Origin of the sequence: Chryseobacterium cupriresistens, assembly GCF_046614675.1 — a bacterium.
In the GTDB taxonomy this organism is placed as follows: domain Bacteria; phylum Bacteroidota; class Bacteroidia; order Flavobacteriales; family Weeksellaceae; genus Chryseobacterium; species Chryseobacterium cupriresistens.
In genome coordinates, this window is sequence record NZ_JBKKJT010000003.1 from 634,301 (window position 1) to 653,823 (window position 19,523).

The following is a 19,523-nucleotide window of genomic DNA, read 5'->3' on the forward strand; positions in this document are numbered from 1 at the left end:
ATGCAGGACTCGACGAAAATACTATGTTTCGGGGAACTGCTTCTCCACTTTGCCCCGGATTCCGAAGGAAACTGGTTGAACGAGCAGTCTCTGAAAATGTATGTGGGCGGTGCCGAATACAATGTAGCGGCAGCACTTTCCCAGTGGAAGAATTCTGTGAAATTATTATCAGCTTTACCTGAGAATTTTGTTGGAAATCACTTAGAATTTCAGCTTAACAATAAAGGAATAGAAGTCCTTGCAGAAAAAACTCAAGGGAGAATAGGAACATTTTACCTTTCTTCTGATGGAGATATGCAGAACGCTTCAGTGGTTTACGACCGATTTCCGTCTGTTTTTACCCAGTCGGATTTTGAAACTTTCAGTGATGATGAGATATTTTCAGGAGTAAAATGGCTGCATATCAGTACCATCACACCGGCTTTGAGTGACAATGCATTCCGCAAATGTTTACAGATCATGAAAGAAGCCAGAACAAAAAATATTACAGTTTCTCTGGACCTGAATTACAGAGCATTGCTTTGGCAGAACCAGAATCCTCACAAAATTAAAGAGCTGATGCCTTTTGTGAACGTTCTTATGGGAAATATATGGTCTGTCGGGCAGTTTCTGAATATTCCTGTTGAATATGAACTTAACGGAAAATTTGATGATGAAAATCTTCTGAAGCAGGCCAAAAAAACAGCTTTGGAAATCAGGAGACAATTCCCGGGGGTGGAAAAAATAGCGAATACTTTTCGCTTTACAAACGGGGAACAGGTGAATTACTTTGCCACCTTATTTGCTGATGAACAGCTTTTGATTTCAGAAAAATATAATTCAGATACCATTGAAGAAAGGGTAGGAAGCGGTGATTCTTTCATGGCCGCTTTGATTCATGGAATTTTAAAAGGAAATCCTGACCAGCAGATCTTGGAGGATGCTACAAAAGTTGCTTTTAAAAAGCTTTTTGTAAAGGGAGATACCATTGATGAAAGCATAAATATCGAGAAATTATGAGTGAAATACTACAAAAAATAAAAGACCAGAAAATAGTTCCGTTATTCTATAACGAATCGTTTGAGGTCTCAAAAAATATCATAAAAGCTTTATACGAAGCAGGAATCCGTGTGATAGAATATACCAACCGCGGCCATCAGGCATTGGAAAATTTCACTAAGCTGAAAGAAATTTCCCATACAGAATTTCCTGGACTTCTGTTAGGAATCGGGACGGTGAAAAACATAAAAGAAATGGATGATTATGCTCATGCAAAAGCAGATTTTATCATTACACCAGTGATCAGTGAAGCATTGGTAAAACATGCCCTCGAAAAAAATATACTTCTGATTCCGGGCTGTTTTACCCCTTCCGATATCAATATTGCCTATCAGAAGGGTTTAAAACTGGTTAAAATATTCCCGGCTGATTCTTTAGGGAAGAACTACATCAAATCGGTACAGCCTGTTTTTCCGGGAATGAATTTCATGCCCACCGGAGGAATCCATGCTGAAACTGAAGATATCAGTGAATGGCTCAATGGAGGTGCCATAGCAGCAGGGCTGGGAAGCTCTCTCATCGGAAAAGATAATAATGAAGATGAACTGACTCTGAAAACAAAAAAATTATTACAACAACTTAATCAATAACTCAATGCAGGCTCCTCAAAACCGCAATATAAGATGGTGGATGCTGTCTCTTGTCTTCCTCGCCACTACGATCAATTATCTTGACCGTCAGGTAATGGGTTTGCTGAAACCTGTGCTGGAAAAAGAATTCAGCTGGGATGAAAAAGATTATAGCTATATCGTCATGGCTTTTACCACGACTTATGCCATCGGTTATATGGCCATGGGAAGGTTTATAGACAAGGTAGGAACCAAAATCGGGTATGCGGTTTCTCTTATTGTATGGAGTTTGGCCTCTATAGGACATGGTCTTGTAAAAAGTACCATCGGGTTTATCATTGCGAGAAGTACCTTAGGCATCAGTGAAGCAGGAAACTTTCCTGCCGCCATCAAATCAGTGGCTGAATGGTTTCCCAAAAAAGAAAGAGCACTGGCAACGGGAATTTTTAACTCAGGAGCGACGGTGGGAGCTATTTTAGCCCCGCTATTGGTTCCGGTCATTCTTGGGCATTACGGCTGGAGGCAGACCTTTGTATGGATTGGTGCTTTGGGCATGGTCTGGATTATTCTTTGGTGGAAATTTTATACCGTACCGGAAAAAGCCAAAAATATCAGCAAGGAAGAACTGCAGTATATAAAAAGCGATCAGGCTGAAAAAACAGAGGAAAAAACCAAAATTCCTTTATCGGAATTACTGAAATATAAAGTAACATGGTCATTTGCCATCGGTAAAATGTTAACCGATCCTATCTGGTATTTCTTCATGTTCTGGCTTCCGGCGTATTTCTCGGATGTATTCAAAATGGATTTAACAAAACCATCCCTTCCATTGATTATTATTTACAGCGGAACTACCATCGGAAGTATTGGCGGAGGTTATCTCTCATCATTTCTGATCAAAAAAGGCTGGGCCATTGGAAGGGCCAGAAGTATTACAATGTTATTATTTGCATTAATGGTGGTTCCGGTCATGTTCTCAAAATATGTAGATAATATGTGGATGATCACGATCATCATTGCCTTGGCAACAGCTGCGCATCAAGGATGGGGAGCCAATCTTATGACTACGGTCGGAGATCAGTTGCCTAATAATTATGTCAGTTCTGTCATTGGTTTTGGCGGAATGCTGGGCTCAGCGGCAGGAATTATTTTTCCGCTTTTTATTGGAATTGTTCTCGACGCTTTTAAAAAATCAGGAAACATCAACGGGGGCTACAACATTATATTTTTCATAGCCGGAATATCCTATGTTACAGCCTGGGGATTGATTAAAATAATCAACCGCAAGAAAACCTTATAAAAACTATTAAATAATGATCTGTAATCGATTATAATAATAAAATATGATACGCATTGCTGAGTGTAACGCCCTTGTGAACCTTATTAAGGATGTAGTTAAAAAATTTGCGGACTTAGCGTTAAAAAGAACAACACCTATTCAAAAATATACATTTTAAAAACTATAAAAAAAGAATAACAATGAAACAGAATATAATGAATTTAGCTTTCTTCAGAAATAAAACGAATATCCTTGCAGCAGCTGCTTTGCTCTCGGTGACTTCGATTTCTGCCCAGACATTCTCAGACTTTAATTACCGTGGAAACGATAAAATATATAATGACAACCCTCTTAAACCGGACGAATTTTATTCTCCGATTTTACAGGGCTGTTATCCCGATCCAAGCATTACAAAAAAAGGCGACGATTATTATCTGGTAAACTCTTCTTTCTCAATGTTTCCGGGCGTTCCGATTTTTACGTCTAAAGATCTGGTAAACTGGAAGCAGGTAGGGCACGTTTTAGACAGACCTTCCCAGCTTAAAGTTGAAAATTCGGGCGTTTCGCATGGAATTTATGCACCGGATATCAAATACAATAAGCACAACGATACTTTTTATATGATTACTACCCAGTTTGCAGGTGGTATCGGAAATATGGTCGTAAAAACCAAAGATCCGTCAAAAGGATGGAGCGAAGTCCAAAAGCTAAACTTTGACGGTATTGATCCCTCTGTTTTCTTTGATGATGATGGAAAAGCATATATCGTTCACAATGATGCTCCGCCGAAAGGTACTGAGCAGTACAACGGCCACCGTGTTATTAAGATTTGGGACTATGATCTCGAAAAAGACCAGGTAGTTGCGGGCTCGGATAAGATTATTGTAAACGGAGGCGTGGATCTTTCCCAAAAACCGATCTGGATTGAAGGTCCCCATATTTACAAAAAGAACGGTAAATACTACCTGATGTGTGCAGAAGGCGGAACCGGAGGCAACCATAGCGAAGTGATTTTTATGGCAGATTCTCCGAAAGGACCGTTTGTTCCCGCTAAAAATAATCCAATTCTTACGCAAAGATATTTTCCGAGAGACAGAAAAGAAAAAGTAGATTGGGCAGGTCATGCAGATTTGGTGGAAGGTCCGAACGGACAATGGTATGGCGTATTTTTAGCAATTCGTCCGAATGTAAATAACCGTGTTAACAAAGGCCGTGAAACGTTCATCCTTCCTGTAGACTGGAGCGGAACGTATCCTGTTTTCCAAAATGGCCTGGTTCCAATGAAACCAAAATTGAAAATGCCACAAGGCGTTCAGAATCAAACCGGGCAAAACGGATTTTTTCCGAATGGAAACTTTACCTATAACGATAAATTAACCGATAAAAATCTTGATTTCCGATGGATTGCAATGCGTGGACCGCGTGAGAATTTCATTACTGCCACGAAAAATGGCGTAAAAGTAAACCCTTTTGCAACTAATATCAAAGCATTGGCTCCGGTTTCGGCATTATTCCACAGATTACAGCACGAAGACTTCGAAACTTCCGTAACCCTGGATTATAAACCAAAATCGGAAAAAGAATTGGCTGGAATTACCCTCTACCAAAGCGAAACATTCAATTACGTTTTCGGAATTACCAAAAAAGATAAAGATTTCTACATCGTATTGGAAAGAACAGAAAAAGGACAATCAAAACTGATCGCCAGCGAGAAAATTTCATTATCCAAACCGGTTAAATTGCAGGTTGTTGCCGATAAAGATGAACATAACTTTAATTATTCACTGGATGGCAGAAACTATAAAAACCTTGGCGGGCCGGTTTCAGGAGATATACTTTCTACCGATGTAGCGGGAGGCTTTACAGGAAGCCTTATCGGACTGTACAGCACCTCTTCCAATGATATTGTACCGAATTAAGTTAGTATTAGCAATGTCACACTGAGCTTGTCGAAGTGTTTCCTTTTAAGACTGAAAAGAATCAAATCGAACCAAAATATCAAAAACGTGAAAATCAAAAAATCTTATATAGTTTCTTTTTTGGGGTTTATCGGGCTGAATCTTCTTTCAGCCCAGGTAAACTCTTCCGGAATGCAGAGTACAGCCTTTACCAATCCCATCATTTGGGCAGATGCACCGGATCTATCCATTACCAGAAACGGAAATGATTTTTACCTGATCAGCACCACTATGCATCTGATGCCGGGAGCTCCGGTAATGCATTCCAGAGATCTGGTACATTGGGAAATGTCTGGTTATGTTTTCGATACTTTGAATGACAACTCGAAATATGATTTATTGAACGGAACCGTTTACGGCAGGGGCCAATGGGCTTCATCAATCCGCTACCATAAAGGGAAATATTATGTTTTGTTTTCTCCGAATGATGAACCTTTCAAATCCTATTTCTATGTGACTGATCATCCCGAAAAGGGAAAATGGAAACTCATCACCAGAACACGGCATTTTCATGATGCTTCTTTATTTTTTGATGATGACAGGATATACGTTTTTACTTCCAACAAAGTTTTTGAACTGAGTCCTGATTTTAAAGAAGTGATCGGAAATCCGGATGGAACTGAGGTATTTCAGAAAGATGCTTCGGAAACCGGGCTTCTGGAAGGTAATCAGATCATCAAAAGAAACGGAAAATATTATATGATGATGATATCCTGGCCAAGAAACGAAAAACGCCGTCAGGTAGTCTACAGTGCAGATAAAGTGACAGGTCCTTACGAGAAAAAAGTAATTCTGGAAGATAATTTTTTAGGATTTTCCTATGCAGGGCAAGGCGCTTTGATTGATGATAAAAACGGAAACTGGTATTCCCTTATTTTCCAGGACAGAAATGGGGTTGGACGTGTTCCGTTGCTTCTGCCTGTTCACTGGGAAAATGACTGGCCGGTACTGGGAGATAACGGAAAAGTTCCTTTGAAAGGAGAAGTTCCGCTTCCGCCGTTCAAAGCAAAAAATCATCTGGTGGAAAGCGATGAGTTCTCTGATAAAACAATGAAAATCCAGTGGCAATGGAATCATAATCCGGTGAATGAAGCGTGGTCTTTATCTGAAAGAAAAGGCTTTCTGAGACTGAAGACCAGCAGAGTGGTAGACAATCTGTACGCGGCTCCCAATACTTTGACCCAGAGAATGGAGGGTCCGACTTCTTCAGCAGTTGTCGCAATGGACCTTAAAGGAATGAAAGATGGAGATGTAGCAGGTTTCAGTGCCTTCAACGGGGATTCCGGGATTTTGTCAGTAGTAAAGGAAGGTGAAGAAAAATTCATTGTTTTTTCAACCAACGAAGTGAGCCTGGATAATAAAACAAAAGCTATTACAGGGGTTAAAAAAGAAGAAAAAAAACGGATTCCTCTTAATTCTGATAAGATTTTCCTTCGTATCGATGCTGATTTTAACCTAGAGAAAGATCTTGCAGACTTTTATTACAGTACGGATCAGAAGAACTGGACGGAAATGGCAAAAGATTACAAAATGATCTTTGATTACCGCAGATTTTTTATGGGATCAAAATTCGCAATTTTCAATTATGCCACTAAAAATACCGGAGGCTTCGTAGATGTGGATTTTTTCAGAGTCACTGAAGCCGGAAAATAAGAATCAGAAGCAGATAAAAGTCTGTTGTAAACAGTAAGTAAAATATACGCTATTATTTTTTTATCTGAAATAATAAGTGTGAAAAATACAAATAAAAATCATGAATAAATCAGTTATATTGGCTTTAGGACTTGTTTTGTCGGGAATATTTGTTTCCGCGCAAACTCTTGATCAGCAGGCGCCGCAGGGTTTCGATGTGGAAAATGCTGCTGTTTCCCACGGGAAAATTGACACGATTCAATATCCGTCAAAAACCGTTGGAACAACAAGAAGAGCTTTGATTTATACACCGCCGGGATTCAAAAAAAGTGAAAAATATCCCGTTCTTTATCTTCTTCACGGAATTGGCGGGGATGAAAAAGAGTGGTTCAACCAAGGAAAACCAAATATTATTCTGGATAATCTGTATGCACAGGGAAAACTTCAGCCGATGATTGTCGTACTTCCCAACGGTCGTGCGATGAAGGATGACAGGGCGACAGGAAATATAATGGCTCAGGATAAAGTTGAGGCTTTCGCAACTTTTGAAAAAGATTTACTGAATGACCTGATTCCGTTTGTAGAGAAAAAATATCCGGTTAAAAGAGACCGTGAAAACCGAGCTTTGGCAGGATTGTCAATGGGAGGCGGACAGACACAGAATTTTGCTTTCGGAAACATTGATAAGTTTGCCTGGCTGGGCGCATTTTCTTCTGCACCCAATACAAAAGAGCCCAATAAGCTTTTACCCAATCCACAGGATGCGTTAAAGCTTAAGCTGATCTTTATTTCCTGTGGTGATGCAGACGGGCTGATGCCTTTCAGCAAAAGAACGAGCGATTATCTGAGAAAAAATAAAATCCCTCATATCTTTTATATAGAACCGGGCGGCCATGATTTTAAGGTTTGGAAAAATGATTTATACATCTTTTCACAGCTGTTGTTCAAGCCTGTTGATAAAACTAAGTTTGAAGGATTTACCGTTTTGGGAACTCCTGCAGCAACCAATATAAGAAATGCCCAGTATCCTCAAATCCTTCCCGACGGAAGGGTGATGTTCAAAGTGAAGGCACCGGAAGCGCAAAAAGTTCAGATCGATTTAGGAAAAAAATATGACCTGAAAAAAGATGCTGATGGCTTCTGGACAGGTACAACTGATCCGCAAAGCGGAAGCTTCCATTATTATTCCCTACTGATTGATGGGGTTTCGGTTGCAGACCCATCCAGCGAAACATTCTACGGAATGGGAAGGTATGCCAGTGGAATAGATATTCCTTTCGAAGGAGATGATTTCTATGCATTAAAAGACGTCCCTCATGGAGATATCCGTATTAAAAATTTCTATTCCAAAGTCACTAACTCATGGAGAAGAGTTTTTATTTACACCCCGCCGGGTTACGACCAGAATCCTGCTGAATCTTATCCTGCACTGTATATTTTACATGGCGGAGGTGAGGATGAAAGCGGCTGGGCCAACCAGGGTAAGACCAATCTGATTCTGGATAATCTCATCGCAGAAGGAAAAGCAAAAAAAATGGTCATCATAATGCCGGATGCGAATATCGGACAAGGAGGAATCCGGAACTTTGGAGAACGCAACCTTCAGATGTTTGAAAAAGAGCTGAAAGAATCCATTATCCCGTTTGCCGAATCCAATTACAGGATAAAAAAAGGTAAAGAAAACCGTGCGTTGGCAGGACTTTCCATGGGTGGAATTTATACACTGTATGCCGGAATTCGGAATTCAGATATGTTTTCCGGTCTGGGAGTTTTCAGTTCAGGATATATGCTGCCGATGCTCCAGGATGTTGCCGATAAACAGTACCAATTTTTAAATGAAAATAAATCTGCTTTTTCATCCAACATCAGAAATTTCTGGATTTCAATGGGTGGAAAAGATGATATTGCTTACGAAAACGGTCAGAAAATGCTGAAAGAACTGGATAAAACAGGAATTAAATATACGTACACAGATTATCCGGGAGGCCACACATGGCCGGTTTGGAGAAATAGTCTGCATCAGTTTGTCCAGATACTTTTTAAATAGTAAAGTGACTTAAACTTTATAAAACCACAAAAGTCACAAAAGCTTTTATTTAAAGCCACTTGAGTGCGCTTAAGTAAGTTTAAAATGAAACTGCAGAAAAGTTCATATAAGAAGGAATCAAAAAACTTAAGTTTAAAACTTTTATGCCTTTTGTGGTTAAAAATAATAAATATAAAAGTTAAAACAACTTTAATGTTTTGAAGCCAATAGTATAAAGAATAATAATTCAAATCTGAAATGAAATGAGCTTTACAAAGATGAACATCAAAACTTCCATTATTACGATCATCATGTTTTCCGGAATGGTAAATGTCAGTGCGCAGTCTTATCAGAAAACAGATTCAGGATTGAAGTTTTCTGCTGATCATATGAATGTTGAAGTGAAATTTTATGGAGAAAATACGATTAGGGTTATTAAATATCCTGCAGGCAGATTATTTGTCAAAAATAGTTTGTCGGTCATTAAACAGGAGCAGAAAATCAGATTCTCCGTTTCAGAAAAAAATAATGTTATTTCATTAAAAACAAATGACCTTCTGCTTTCCATTAATACTAAAAATGGAGTGATCACTTATGCATTGCCATCCGGAAAAGAGCTTTTGAAAGAAACCGCAAATGACTTCAAGCCATTTAATGATGCCGGAACTCAGACCTATTCCGTAAGACAGGATTTTCAGCTTGAAAAGGACGAGCCGATCTACGGTCTGGGAATTCTGCAAAATGAAAAAATGTCCCAGCGAAATACCGATGTAAAAATGATTCAGAATAATACCTGGGATTTTGTGCCTTTTTTCCAGTCTGTAAAAGGGTATGGCATCTTTTGGGATAATTATTCACCGACACAATTTACCGATACACCTCAGAAAACCTCTTTCTCATCTGAAGTGGGAGATGGTATAGATTATTACTTTATCTACGGTAAAAATGCAGATGGAGTAGTGGCCGGAATGCGTGATCTCACAGGAAATGTACCCATGCTTCCTTTATGGACATATGGCTACTGGCAAAGCAAAGAACGTTACAAAAGCCAGGATGAACTGACAGAGGTGGTTAAAAAATACCGCGATCTGAAAGTCCCTTTAGACGGAATCATACAGGATTGGCAATACTGGGGAAACAATTATCAGTGGAACGCCATGGACTTCATCAGCCCCGACTTTTCGGATGCTAAAAAAATGGTACAGGAGATCCATGATATGAATGCCCATCTTTCAGTTTCCATCTGGTCATCATTCGGGCCAATGACCAGGCAATACCGTGAAATGGATTCAAAGGGAATGCTTTTTAATATCAGCACGTGGCCTGAATCAGGCCGTGATGTCTGGCCTCCGGATATGAATTATCCTTCCGGTGTCCGTGTTTATGATGCTTACAATCCTGAAGCCAGAAATATTTATTGGAAATATTTGAACAAAGGCGTTTTCAGCCTTGGTGTAGATTCCTGGTGGATGGACTCAACAGAACCTGATCATCTCAGCCAGAAAGCAGAAGATCTGGACACTAAAACCTATCTTGGCTCATTCAGAAAAGTAAGAAATGCATATCCGCTGATGACGGTAGGTGGTGTTTACGACCATCAGCGTGAAACCACCAGTGATAAAAGGGTTTTTATTTTAACAAGATCAGCGTTTGCAGGCCAGCAGAGATATGCGGCCAATACCTGGTCCGGCGATGTCAATTCTTCCTGGGAAACATTGCGCAAACAGGTACCGGCAGGATTGAATTTCAGCCTTACCGGAAACCCGAATTTCAATTCCGATATCGGAGGTTTCTTTGCTGGTGTGTATAAAAGAAATGGAGGTTCAAAAAATCCAATGTTCCAGGAATTGTATGTCAGGTGGCTGCAGTATGGAACCTTTACGCCAATGATGCGCTCACATGGAACTGATGTTGCGAGAGAAATTTATCAGTTTGGAAATAAAGGAGAAGTTGTTTATGATGCGATAGAAAAATTCATCAGGCTGCGTTACAGTATGTTACCTTATATCTATTCTGTTTCCCATGATGTTTCAAAAAACGGGTCAAGCTTTATGAGAGCTCTTTCCATGGATTTTCCTTCAGACAAAAAAACATGGGATATGAATAACGAATATCTTTTTGGAAAATCATTGCTGGTGGCGCCGGTTCTCAATGCCCAGTATACTCCTGAAAAGACAGTTAAAACCGATGAAAATGAAGGCTGGAATAAAACCGACAGCAATAAGGATAACTCGGTTTCAAATATAGATTTTACTCAAAACAAAAGCGTGAAAATTTACCTTCCAGAAGGAACAGATTGGTTTGACTTCTGGACCAATGAAAAATACAGTGGAGGGAAGGAAATTCAGAAATCTGTTAATCTTCAGACTATTCCTTTGTATGTAAAAGCAGGAAGTATCATTCCGATGGGCCCCGATGTACAATATGCAACGGAGAAAAAATGGGATCATCTTACCATAAAAGTTTATCCGGGAAGTGATACCGATTTCATTGTATACGAAGATGAATTCGATAACTATAATTACGAAAAAGGATTCTATACAGAAATACCTTTTCACTGGAACGAAAAATCAAAAACACTCACGATAGGTGACCGGAAAGGCAAATACAAAGGAATGATTGAGACAAGGAGTTTTAACCTGATTCTTCCTGATGGCCAGCAGAAATCGGTGAATTATGCTGGGAAAAAGATAAATGTAAGTTTGAAATAATATTAAAGTATTGATTATGAAGTTTTTAATTTTAATAATGATTTTAGGGTTTTTTCAGATTTCCTTCGCTCAAAATCCGATTATCCAAACCAAGTATACTGCAGATCCGGCCCCGATGGTTTACAACGATACGGTTTATCTTTATACGAGCCATGATGAGGACGATGCTTTCGGATTCAAAATGAAAGACTGGTTACTATACACTTCCACAGATATGGTCAATTGGACAGACCACGGTGTAGTGGCTTCGCTCAAAGATTTTAAATGGGTAAATACCGACAATGGTGCCTGGGCACCACAGGTTGTAGAAAGAAAAGGAAAATTCTATATGTATTGTCCAATGCCGAACAATATGGGGATTGGTGTTTTGGTGGCGGACAGTCCCTATGGTCCTTTCACCGATCCTATTGGCAAGCCTTTGATCAAAAATTCTCTGGATGATATCGATCCCACAGTTTTAATTGACGACGATGGGCAGGCTTATCTGTACTGGGGAAATCCGAATCTTTGGTATGCTAAACTGAATGAAGATATGATATCTCTTGCCGGACCAATCACCAAAGACCCTTCGTTTGCGAAGGTGAAAGACCAGCCAGATCCTTTCAAGTATCAGGAAGGACCTTGGGTTTGGAAAAAAAATAACCATTATTATATGGCTTACGCATCAAAATGTTGCCCGGAAGGGATTGGTTACGCCATGGCAAAATCACCTACAGGACCCTGGAATTATGGAGGCGTGATTATGGATGGCGACCAGAGATCCAGCGGAAATCATCCCGGTATTATAGATTTCAAAGGCAGATCTTATGTTTTCGGATTCAACCATATGCTTAGGATACAGACCATGAGCAAGCATTACGAACGCCGGTCTGTCAGTGTCACAGAAATTACCTACAATGCAGATGGAACCATTCAGAAGCTTCCTTTCTGGACTGCGGATGGCGCAAAAAGAGTGGGTACTCTGAATCCTTATAAAAAAGTTGAAGCAGAAACTATGGCTTACAGCGAAGGCCTGAAAACAGAAATGGTCACAGAATGGGAACGCAATCAACCCTATAACAGAGGTAAAAAAATCACAGACCGTATCATCGTTACCTCAATTAACAATGGTGATTATATTAAAATCCAGGGAGTAGATTTTTCCAAAGGCGTAAAATCTTTAGATGTGAATGTTGCATCTCTCTATGGAGGAAAAATAGAAGTACATTCAGATGCTCTTAATGGACCTGTGCTTGGCGTTGTTAACGTTACAGGAAAAGGTGAGGGCGACTTATATAAGACTATTAATACACCTCTGAAAAGTGTAAAGGGAATCCATGATTTATATTTTGTTTTTAAGGGAGAAAAAGACCTTTTCTATTTCGATTGGTGGAAATTTAATGAAAATTAAAGCTGAATTCAGGAATATCAACAGGAATGGGCTTTAGCCCATTTTATAAAGAAAGAAATATGGGTGGCTTTAGCCAAAACTTAAGTCATTTGTTATGAGTTACAATTAATATATCAGTTACAATTTAAAAAATGTTCAGATTTAAACTCTTTATTTTCAGTTTTTTAATTGCCGGATACTGTTTAAATGCGCAGTCAACCGTTTGGTTAGACCAGTTGGATTTGAGCGTTGTAACACAGGGGCACGGAAAACCGGGCATCAATACTTCGGTGGACGGAAAACCTATAACCATTGCAGGCGAAGTTTTCAAAAGAGGCTTTGGAACCCACGCTGAAAGTTCTTTGTTGATTAGATTAAATGGCAAAGCAAAAAGCTTTACCGCAATGGTGGGATTGGATGATGAAATCAAAGGGCAGAATCCCGCTGCCGAATTTGAAATTTACGGCGACAACAAAAAACTTTGGTCAAGCGGGGTCATGAAATTAGGCGATAAAGCAAAGCCTGTTTCCGTTTTGCTGGAAGGTGTAAAACAATTAGAATTAGTCGTAACAGACGGCGGAAACGGACCTTATTATGATCACGCCGATTGGGCAGATGCTAAGTTTGAAACAGCAAACGGTGCAAAACTGATAACATTTAATCCGATTTCATCAGTACCTTATATTTTGACGCCAAAACCTGCGGCAACTCCAAAAATTAATTCAGCAGGCGTTTACGGAGTTCGTCCTGGCTCACCTTTTTTGTTCAGGATTGCAGCAACGGGTGACAGACCAATGACTTTTAAGGCAAAAAATCTTCCGAAAGGTTTAACAATAGATTCACAGACCGGAATCATCACTGGAAAAATAGATTCTAAAGGAAGTTATGAAGTGACTTTGAATGCTAAAAATGCGAAAGGTTCAGTTTCAAAAAAATTAAAAATAGAAAGCGGAGACAGAATCGCTCTCACGCCTACAATGGGCTGGAATAGCTGGAACTGCTTCGGACATGAAGTTTCTGCTGATAAAGTAAAACGTGCAGCAGATGCCCTTATAAAGTCGGGACTAATCAATCACGGATGGAATTATATCAATATCGATGATTCCTGGCAGTATAACAGAGATGGAAAAGACCCTTCATTCCAGGGAAAAATGCGTGATGAAAACGGTTATATCCTGACCAATTTCAAATTTCCTGATATGAAAGGCCTTGCAGACTACATGCATAACAATGGCCTGAAAATGGGAATTTATTCTTCCCCCGGTCCATGGACCTGTGGCGGATGCGCCGGAAGCTACGGTTACGAAAAACAGGATGCTGAAAGCTATACCAAATGGGGCGTTGATTACCTGAAATACGACTGGTGCAGTTATGGCGGAGTGATTGACGGGCTGCCAGATAATGACCCCGATAAAGTTCCTTCTCTTGCTTTTCAGGGCGGCGGAGATCCGGATAAAGGTGTAAAACCGTTCAAACTGATGGGAAGCCTTTTGAAGCAGCAGCCGAGAGACATCGTGTACAACCTCTGCCAATACGGAATGGGCGATGTGTGGAAGTGGGGTGATGAGGTCAGTGCACAATCCTGGCGTACCACCAACGATATTACAGATACCTGGTCAAGCGTAAAGAATATTGCTCTTGCTCAGGACAAAGCCGCTCCTTTTGCGAAACCCGGAAACCGGAACGATCCGGATATGCTGGTTGTTGGCGTTGTCGGCTGGGGAAATCCACATCAGAGCCGGTTGAAGCCTGATGAACAGTATCTTCATATGAGTCTGTGGAGTATTTTTTCAGCCCCGTTGCTGATTGGCTGTGACCTTGAGAAACTTGATGAATTCACTTTAAACCTTCTGACAAATGATGAGGTTATCGCCGTCAATCAGGATGCTTTGGGAAAACAGGGTGTTTGTTTGCAGACAATCGGTGAGCTCAGAATTTATGTCAAAGAGCTGAAAGACGGAGGAAAGGCAGTAGCTTTTGCCAATTTTGGAAGAGAAAAATTGACGCTACCCTATAAAGATTTCAAAAAATTAGGGATTTCCGGTGTTCAGACGGTTCGTGACCTTTGGAGACAGAAGGATATTGCAGAAATCAATACGGACAAAAAAGGTCTTTCACTGGACATTCCGGCACATGGTGTTGCCTATTATAAATTCATTTCACTCAAATAAATAAGATTAATATATGGATCAACGAAACTTAAAATATATCACACTTTCTTTTCTGTTGGCAGGGATTGGTATTTCCGCGCAGAATCCGGTTATTCAGACCCATTTTACACCAGATCCGGCTCCCATGGTCTATAAAGGGAAAATGTATGTTTATACAGGGGATGATCAGCCGGGATTTGATTTTTATACGATGACCAAATGGCGGGTGTATTCCACGGAAGATATGGTCAATTATACAGACCATGGTTCGCCTATTTCTTTAGAGTCTTTCAGCTGGGCGCGAGACAGAGCCTGGGCAGTACAGTGTATTGAAAGAAACGGTAAATTCTACTGGTATATCTGTGTACAGACCGTTGACAACAATATGGCTATTGGGGTTGCGGTGTCTGACAGTCCTACAGGGCCTTTCAGAGATGCTTTGGGAAAACCTCTGATTTCAACCGGAACCTGGGATAATATTGACCCGACGGTTTTTATAGATGATGACGGACAGGCTTATCTGTATTGGGGAAACAGTAAATTATTTTATGTGAAGCTCAATAAAGATATGACTTCTTATCAGGGGAAAATCACAGAAATTCCACAATCGGTGGAAGCTTTCGGCGGGCTGAGACGTCCCGGGAAAAGTGATGAGGTTCTGCAAAAGCAGGAAAAATTTGATGATGTATATGTAGAAGGACCATGGCTTTACAAGCGAAACAATCAATATTATATGATGTACGCTGGAATGACCGGAAGAACAGAATGTTTATCCTATTCAACCAGCCCATCGCCAACCGGGCCTTGGAAATATCAGGGGAAAATAATGACCGACCAGCCTACTAACAGCTTTACCAACCATGGCGGAATTATCGATTTCAAAGGAAAGTCCTACCTGTTTTACCATACCGGACTATTGCCGGCCGGAGGAAGCTACGGACGCTCAACTGCTGTAGAAGAATTCAGATATAATGCTGACGGGACTATTCCGAAGATCACCATGACCAAAGAAGGTGTAGCTCCGGCTGGAACCTTAAATCCATATCAGAGAACCGAAGCCGAAACTATGGCATGGTCGGAAAAATGCAGCACTTCCGAAAACAGAAAAACCGGAGTGTATGTCTCCGATGCCAGAGCAGGAGGATATATCAGGGTCCGTTCGGTAGATTTTGGAAAAGGGGCTTCTGCATTTTCAGCTTCCGTTGCCGCAGGAATTGATGGCGGTATCCTGGAAGTACATCTGGATGATGTTAAAGGACCCAAAATAGCCCAAATTGAGGTTCCGAGAACCGGTGGCTGGGAAGAATTTAAAACGCTGACAACAAAAATTTCAGAATCCGTTTCCGGTGTTCACGATCTGTATTTTGTGTTCCAGGGAAAAAATATTACGGCAGGGAGAAAGCTGTTTAATTTCGATTACTGGAGCTTCCAGAAAAAATAAAACTGACTATGAAAAATACAATACAATATATACTGGGGCTTTGTTTGATAGGCTTTTCCGAAGGTTTATCAGCGCAGAACCCTATTATTCAGACCAATTACACTGCAGACCCGGCACCAATGGTGTACAATGACAGGCTGTACGTGTATACCACACACGATGAGGATGACTCCACCTGGTTTACCATGAACGACTGGAAAGTGTATTCCACCAATGATATGGTGAACTGGACTGACCACGGAACAATTCTCTCGTATAAAGATTTCGACTGGGCAAAACGCGATGCCTGGGCCGCACAATGTTTAGAAAGAAACGGAAAGTTTTTTTTATACGTTCCGATGTGGTCCAAAACCAATAACAAAGGCGCTATAGGGGTTGCCGTTGGCGACAGTCCGCTGGGGCCTTTTCATGATCCGCTGGGAAAACCTCTTGTTCAGAGCGAATGGGGAGATATTGATCCCACCGTTTTTGTGGATGATGACGGACAGGCTCATATGTATTGGGGAAATCCTAAATTAAAATACGTAAAGCTGAATGAAGATATGATCTCCTATTCCGGGAATATTACAGAAGTTCCGATGACCGAAGAATCATTTGGAAAAAGGGACGGAAAACCTAACCCGGAAAGACCCACAAAATACGAGGAAGGCCCGTGGCTGTACAAAAGGAAAAACCTGTATTATCTTTTCTGGCCAGGTGGTCCGCTTCCTGAATTCATAGGCTATTCTACAGGTAAAACAGCACAGGGACCCTGGAAATATGGAGGAATTGTTATGCCTACGGAAGGGAAATCATTCACCAATCATCCCGGTGTTATTGATTTCCGGGGGAAAACCTATTTCTTTTATCACAATGGTGCATTGCCGGGCGGAAGCGGTTTTACAAGATCAGTAAGTCTGGAAGAGCTTACCTTCAATAAAGACGGATCCATTTCGCCATTTAAAATGACTAACGGAATTACAAAAGCTATCGCGACAGTTAATCCTTATTCGTTCAATCAGGCAGAAATGATTGCCTGGTCGGAAAATGTAAAATCCTACCAGAATAAAGAGGTTGGTGTTTTCATCAAAGCAAAGAAAAATGGGGCTTATAGCAGTGTAAAGAATGTAGATTTCCGGAAAAAAGGAGCTAGTTCTTTTTCTGCAAGGGTCGGAACTACCCATAACAGTGACGTCACAATGACCATTCATTTGGATGCTGTGAGCGGACCGGTTGCTGCAACGGTAAAGGTTCCGCTGACGGGCGGTGATGACCGCTGGGAAACCGTAAAAGTTCAGTTGACTGAAAAAATTACCGGCATTCATGATCTGTATTTTGTATTCAATGGAAAAGCCTCAACCGATATTATGTATTTCGATTACTGGACCTTTCTTGAAAATAATGAGTTATGAGAAAAAAAGTTTTATATATCGTATTCAGTTTATTCCTGATCAGCAAAAGCTTTGCGCAGGTAGCAGAAATTTCAAGTCCGGACGGGTATCTGAAGCTTCATGTTTTTTCAGAAAATGGAAAAGCCTTATATGATGTTATCCTTCAGGGAAAAACAATGCTTGAAAAATCCCCGCTGGGTTTGGTAACCAATGAGTCCAACTTTTCAAAGAATCTGACATTTACTGACAGCCAAAAAGATGTTGTTTCTAAGAAATACACGAACGGAAAAATCAAAAAATCTGAGGTTCATTATAATGCGAATACTTTAACCGTTAATTTCACCAATGCAGACCAGCATCAGATAGGCATTGAATTTCAGGTGAGCAACAACAATATTGCTTTCCGTTATAATATTCCACCGATGAAAGAACGGCTGAGTGTTGTGGTACAGTCAGAAACCACAGGGTACAGATTTCCGTCACAGACTACTACTTTTCTTTCACCTATGATGAAGCCGATGACGGGATTTGCCCGTACAGCGCCAAGTTATGAAAGTGGCTATAAAGCAGATGCTGAGCTGGGAATACCATCCGATTATGGATACGTTTTCCCTGGTCTTTTCCATATCGGAAATGAAGGCTGGGTACTGCTTTCCGAGACAGGAGTGAACAGTTCGTATTGTGCTTCACACCTTGAAACCACAGCAGAAAAAAGCCTTTACAAAGTCGCTTATCCGAACATTGCTGAAAATAACGGCTTCGGAAGTACCGGAGCAGCTGTTTCTCTTCCCGGAAAGACACCGTGGAGAACAATTACAGTAGGCAGCTCCCTGAAACCTATCGTAGAAACTACCATTCCTTTTGACGTGGTAGATCCGATGTATGAGCCTTCACAGGAGTATCAGTTCGGAAAATCTACCTGGAGCTGGATTCTGTGGCAGGATAACAGTATGAATTATGATGATCAGGTGAAATTCATAGACCTTGCTGCGGCGCTGAAATATCAGTTTATTCTTATTGATGCGCTTTGGGATAAAAATATAGGGAAAGACCGTATGAGAGAGCTTATTCAATATGCAAAATCGAAAAATGTCGGGGTATTGCTTTGGTATAATTCCAATGGAGCAGCCAATGATGCACCGATGGGACCGAGAAACAAAATGAGTTCATCCGTTGAACGGAAAAAGGAAATGAAATGGCTGAAAGAGACAGGCGTAAAAGGACTGAAAGTGGATTTCTTCGGAGGAGACAAACAGGAAACCATGCGTCTGTACGAAGATATTCTTTCCGACGCCAATGATTTTGGATTAACCATTATTTTCCATGGAGCTACTTTACCGAGAGGCTGGGAAGTAATGTACCCGAATTATGCAGGAAGTGAGGCCGTTCTTGCCTCAGAAATGCTCTATTTCTCAGAAGATGTACGGAAACAGGAAGCTTTTTTTGCCACACTTCATCCTTTCATCAGAAATACAGTGGGAAGTATGGAGTTTGGCGGAACTTTCCTCAACAAATATTTAACGAAATCCAACAAGGATAAAAATAAAAGACATACTACGGACGGCTTTCAACTTGCTACAGCAGTCCTGTTTCAGAATCCCGTTCAGATGTTTGGCATCATGCCGAATAACCTGACCGATGCTCCGGAATTTCAGCTCAGCTTCATGAAAGAAGTTCCAACACTTTGGGATGAAACAGTTTTCATAGACGGCTATCCCGGGAAATATGCCGTGGTTGCGAGAAGACATGCAGATCAATGGTATGTGGCTGGTGTAAATGCTGAGAAGCAATCCCAAAAACTGAAAATAAAGCTTCCGATGTTTGCAGGGAAAACAGTCAGGTTGATTAATGATGATGCTCAGGGAAATTCCTCAGAAAAAGAGGTTAAAGCGAATGCAAAAGGTGATTTTACGATTGAAATTCAGCCGAACGGAGGATTTGTAGCAAGAATTAAAGATTGATAAAACGAAAAAACAGAAA

The 19,523-nt window shown here is 40.6% G+C and carries 12 protein-coding genes; all 12 read left to right on the plus strand.

What is annotated here, in order from left to right; translation table 11 throughout:
• The 12 genes from ACLI50_RS11775 (at position 1) to ACLI50_RS11830 (ending at position 19,504) form a co-directional block, all read left to right on the plus strand.
• Positions 1-999 (plus strand): sugar kinase, encoded by a 999-nt coding sequence (locus ACLI50_RS11775; protein ID WP_411413854.1) that lies wholly within the window; start codon positions 1-3, stop codon positions 997-999.
• Entirely contained in the window at positions 996-1,628 is a 633-nt protein-coding gene (locus ACLI50_RS11780; protein ID WP_411413855.1) for a bifunctional 4-hydroxy-2-oxoglutarate aldolase/2-dehydro-3-deoxy-phosphogluconate aldolase, read from the plus strand. Before ACLI50_RS11775 ends, ACLI50_RS11780 begins: the two co-directional genes overlap by 4 nt.
• Before the next feature lie 4 nt (positions 1,629-1,632).
• Entirely contained in the window at positions 1,633-2,907 is a 1,275-nt protein-coding gene (locus ACLI50_RS11785; RefSeq protein WP_411413856.1) for an MFS transporter, read from the plus strand.
• Between the two features lie 179 nt (positions 2,908-3,086).
• Complete coding sequence (locus tag ACLI50_RS11790) at positions 3,087-4,805, plus strand: glycoside hydrolase family 43 protein (RefSeq protein WP_411413857.1); 1,719 nt, start codon at positions 3,087-3,089, stop codon at positions 4,803-4,805.
• An 87-nt stretch (positions 4,806-4,892) separates the two neighbouring features.
• Positions 4,893-6,497 (plus strand): glycoside hydrolase family 43 protein, encoded by a 1,605-nt coding sequence (locus tag ACLI50_RS11795; RefSeq protein WP_411413858.1) that lies wholly within the window; start codon positions 4,893-4,895, stop codon positions 6,495-6,497.
• A gap of 100 nt (positions 6,498-6,597) precedes the next feature.
• The gene (locus ACLI50_RS11800) at positions 6,598-8,523 is read left to right on the plus strand and encodes an alpha/beta hydrolase-fold protein (RefSeq protein ID WP_411413859.1); all 1,926 of its coding nucleotides are present in this window, start codon (positions 6,598-6,600) and stop codon (positions 8,521-8,523) included.
• Between the two features lie 242 nt (positions 8,524-8,765).
• Positions 8,766-11,213, plus strand: coding sequence for a glycoside hydrolase family 31 protein (locus ACLI50_RS11805; RefSeq protein WP_411413860.1), 2,448 nt, complete (start codon positions 8,766-8,768; stop codon positions 11,211-11,213).
• Positions 11,214-11,229: 16 nt separating this feature from the next.
• A complete protein-coding gene (locus ACLI50_RS11810; protein ID WP_411413861.1) occupies positions 11,230-12,603 on the plus strand; it encodes a glycoside hydrolase family 43 protein in 1,374 nt (457 codons plus the stop codon).
• A 131-nt stretch (positions 12,604-12,734) separates the two neighbouring features.
• On the plus strand, positions 12,735-14,753 hold the full coding sequence (locus ACLI50_RS11815; RefSeq protein WP_411413862.1) for an NPCBM/NEW2 domain-containing protein: 2,019 nt from the start codon (positions 12,735-12,737) through the stop codon (positions 14,751-14,753).
• Between the two features lie 13 nt (positions 14,754-14,766).
• A complete protein-coding gene (locus tag ACLI50_RS11820) occupies positions 14,767-16,173 on the plus strand; it encodes a glycoside hydrolase family 43 protein (RefSeq protein WP_411413863.1) in 1,407 nt (468 codons plus the stop codon).
• An 8-nt stretch (positions 16,174-16,181) separates the two neighbouring features.
• On the plus strand, positions 16,182-17,564 hold the full coding sequence (locus ACLI50_RS11825; protein WP_411413864.1) for a glycoside hydrolase family 43 protein: 1,383 nt from the start codon (positions 16,182-16,184) through the stop codon (positions 17,562-17,564).
• Positions 17,561-19,504: a glycoside hydrolase family 97 protein gene (locus ACLI50_RS11830; RefSeq protein ID WP_411413865.1), complete on the plus strand. Its 1,944-nt coding sequence runs from the start codon at positions 17,561-17,563 to the stop codon at positions 19,502-19,504. Before ACLI50_RS11825 ends, ACLI50_RS11830 begins: the two co-directional genes overlap by 4 nt.
• Positions 19,505-19,523: the final 19 nt, after the last annotated feature.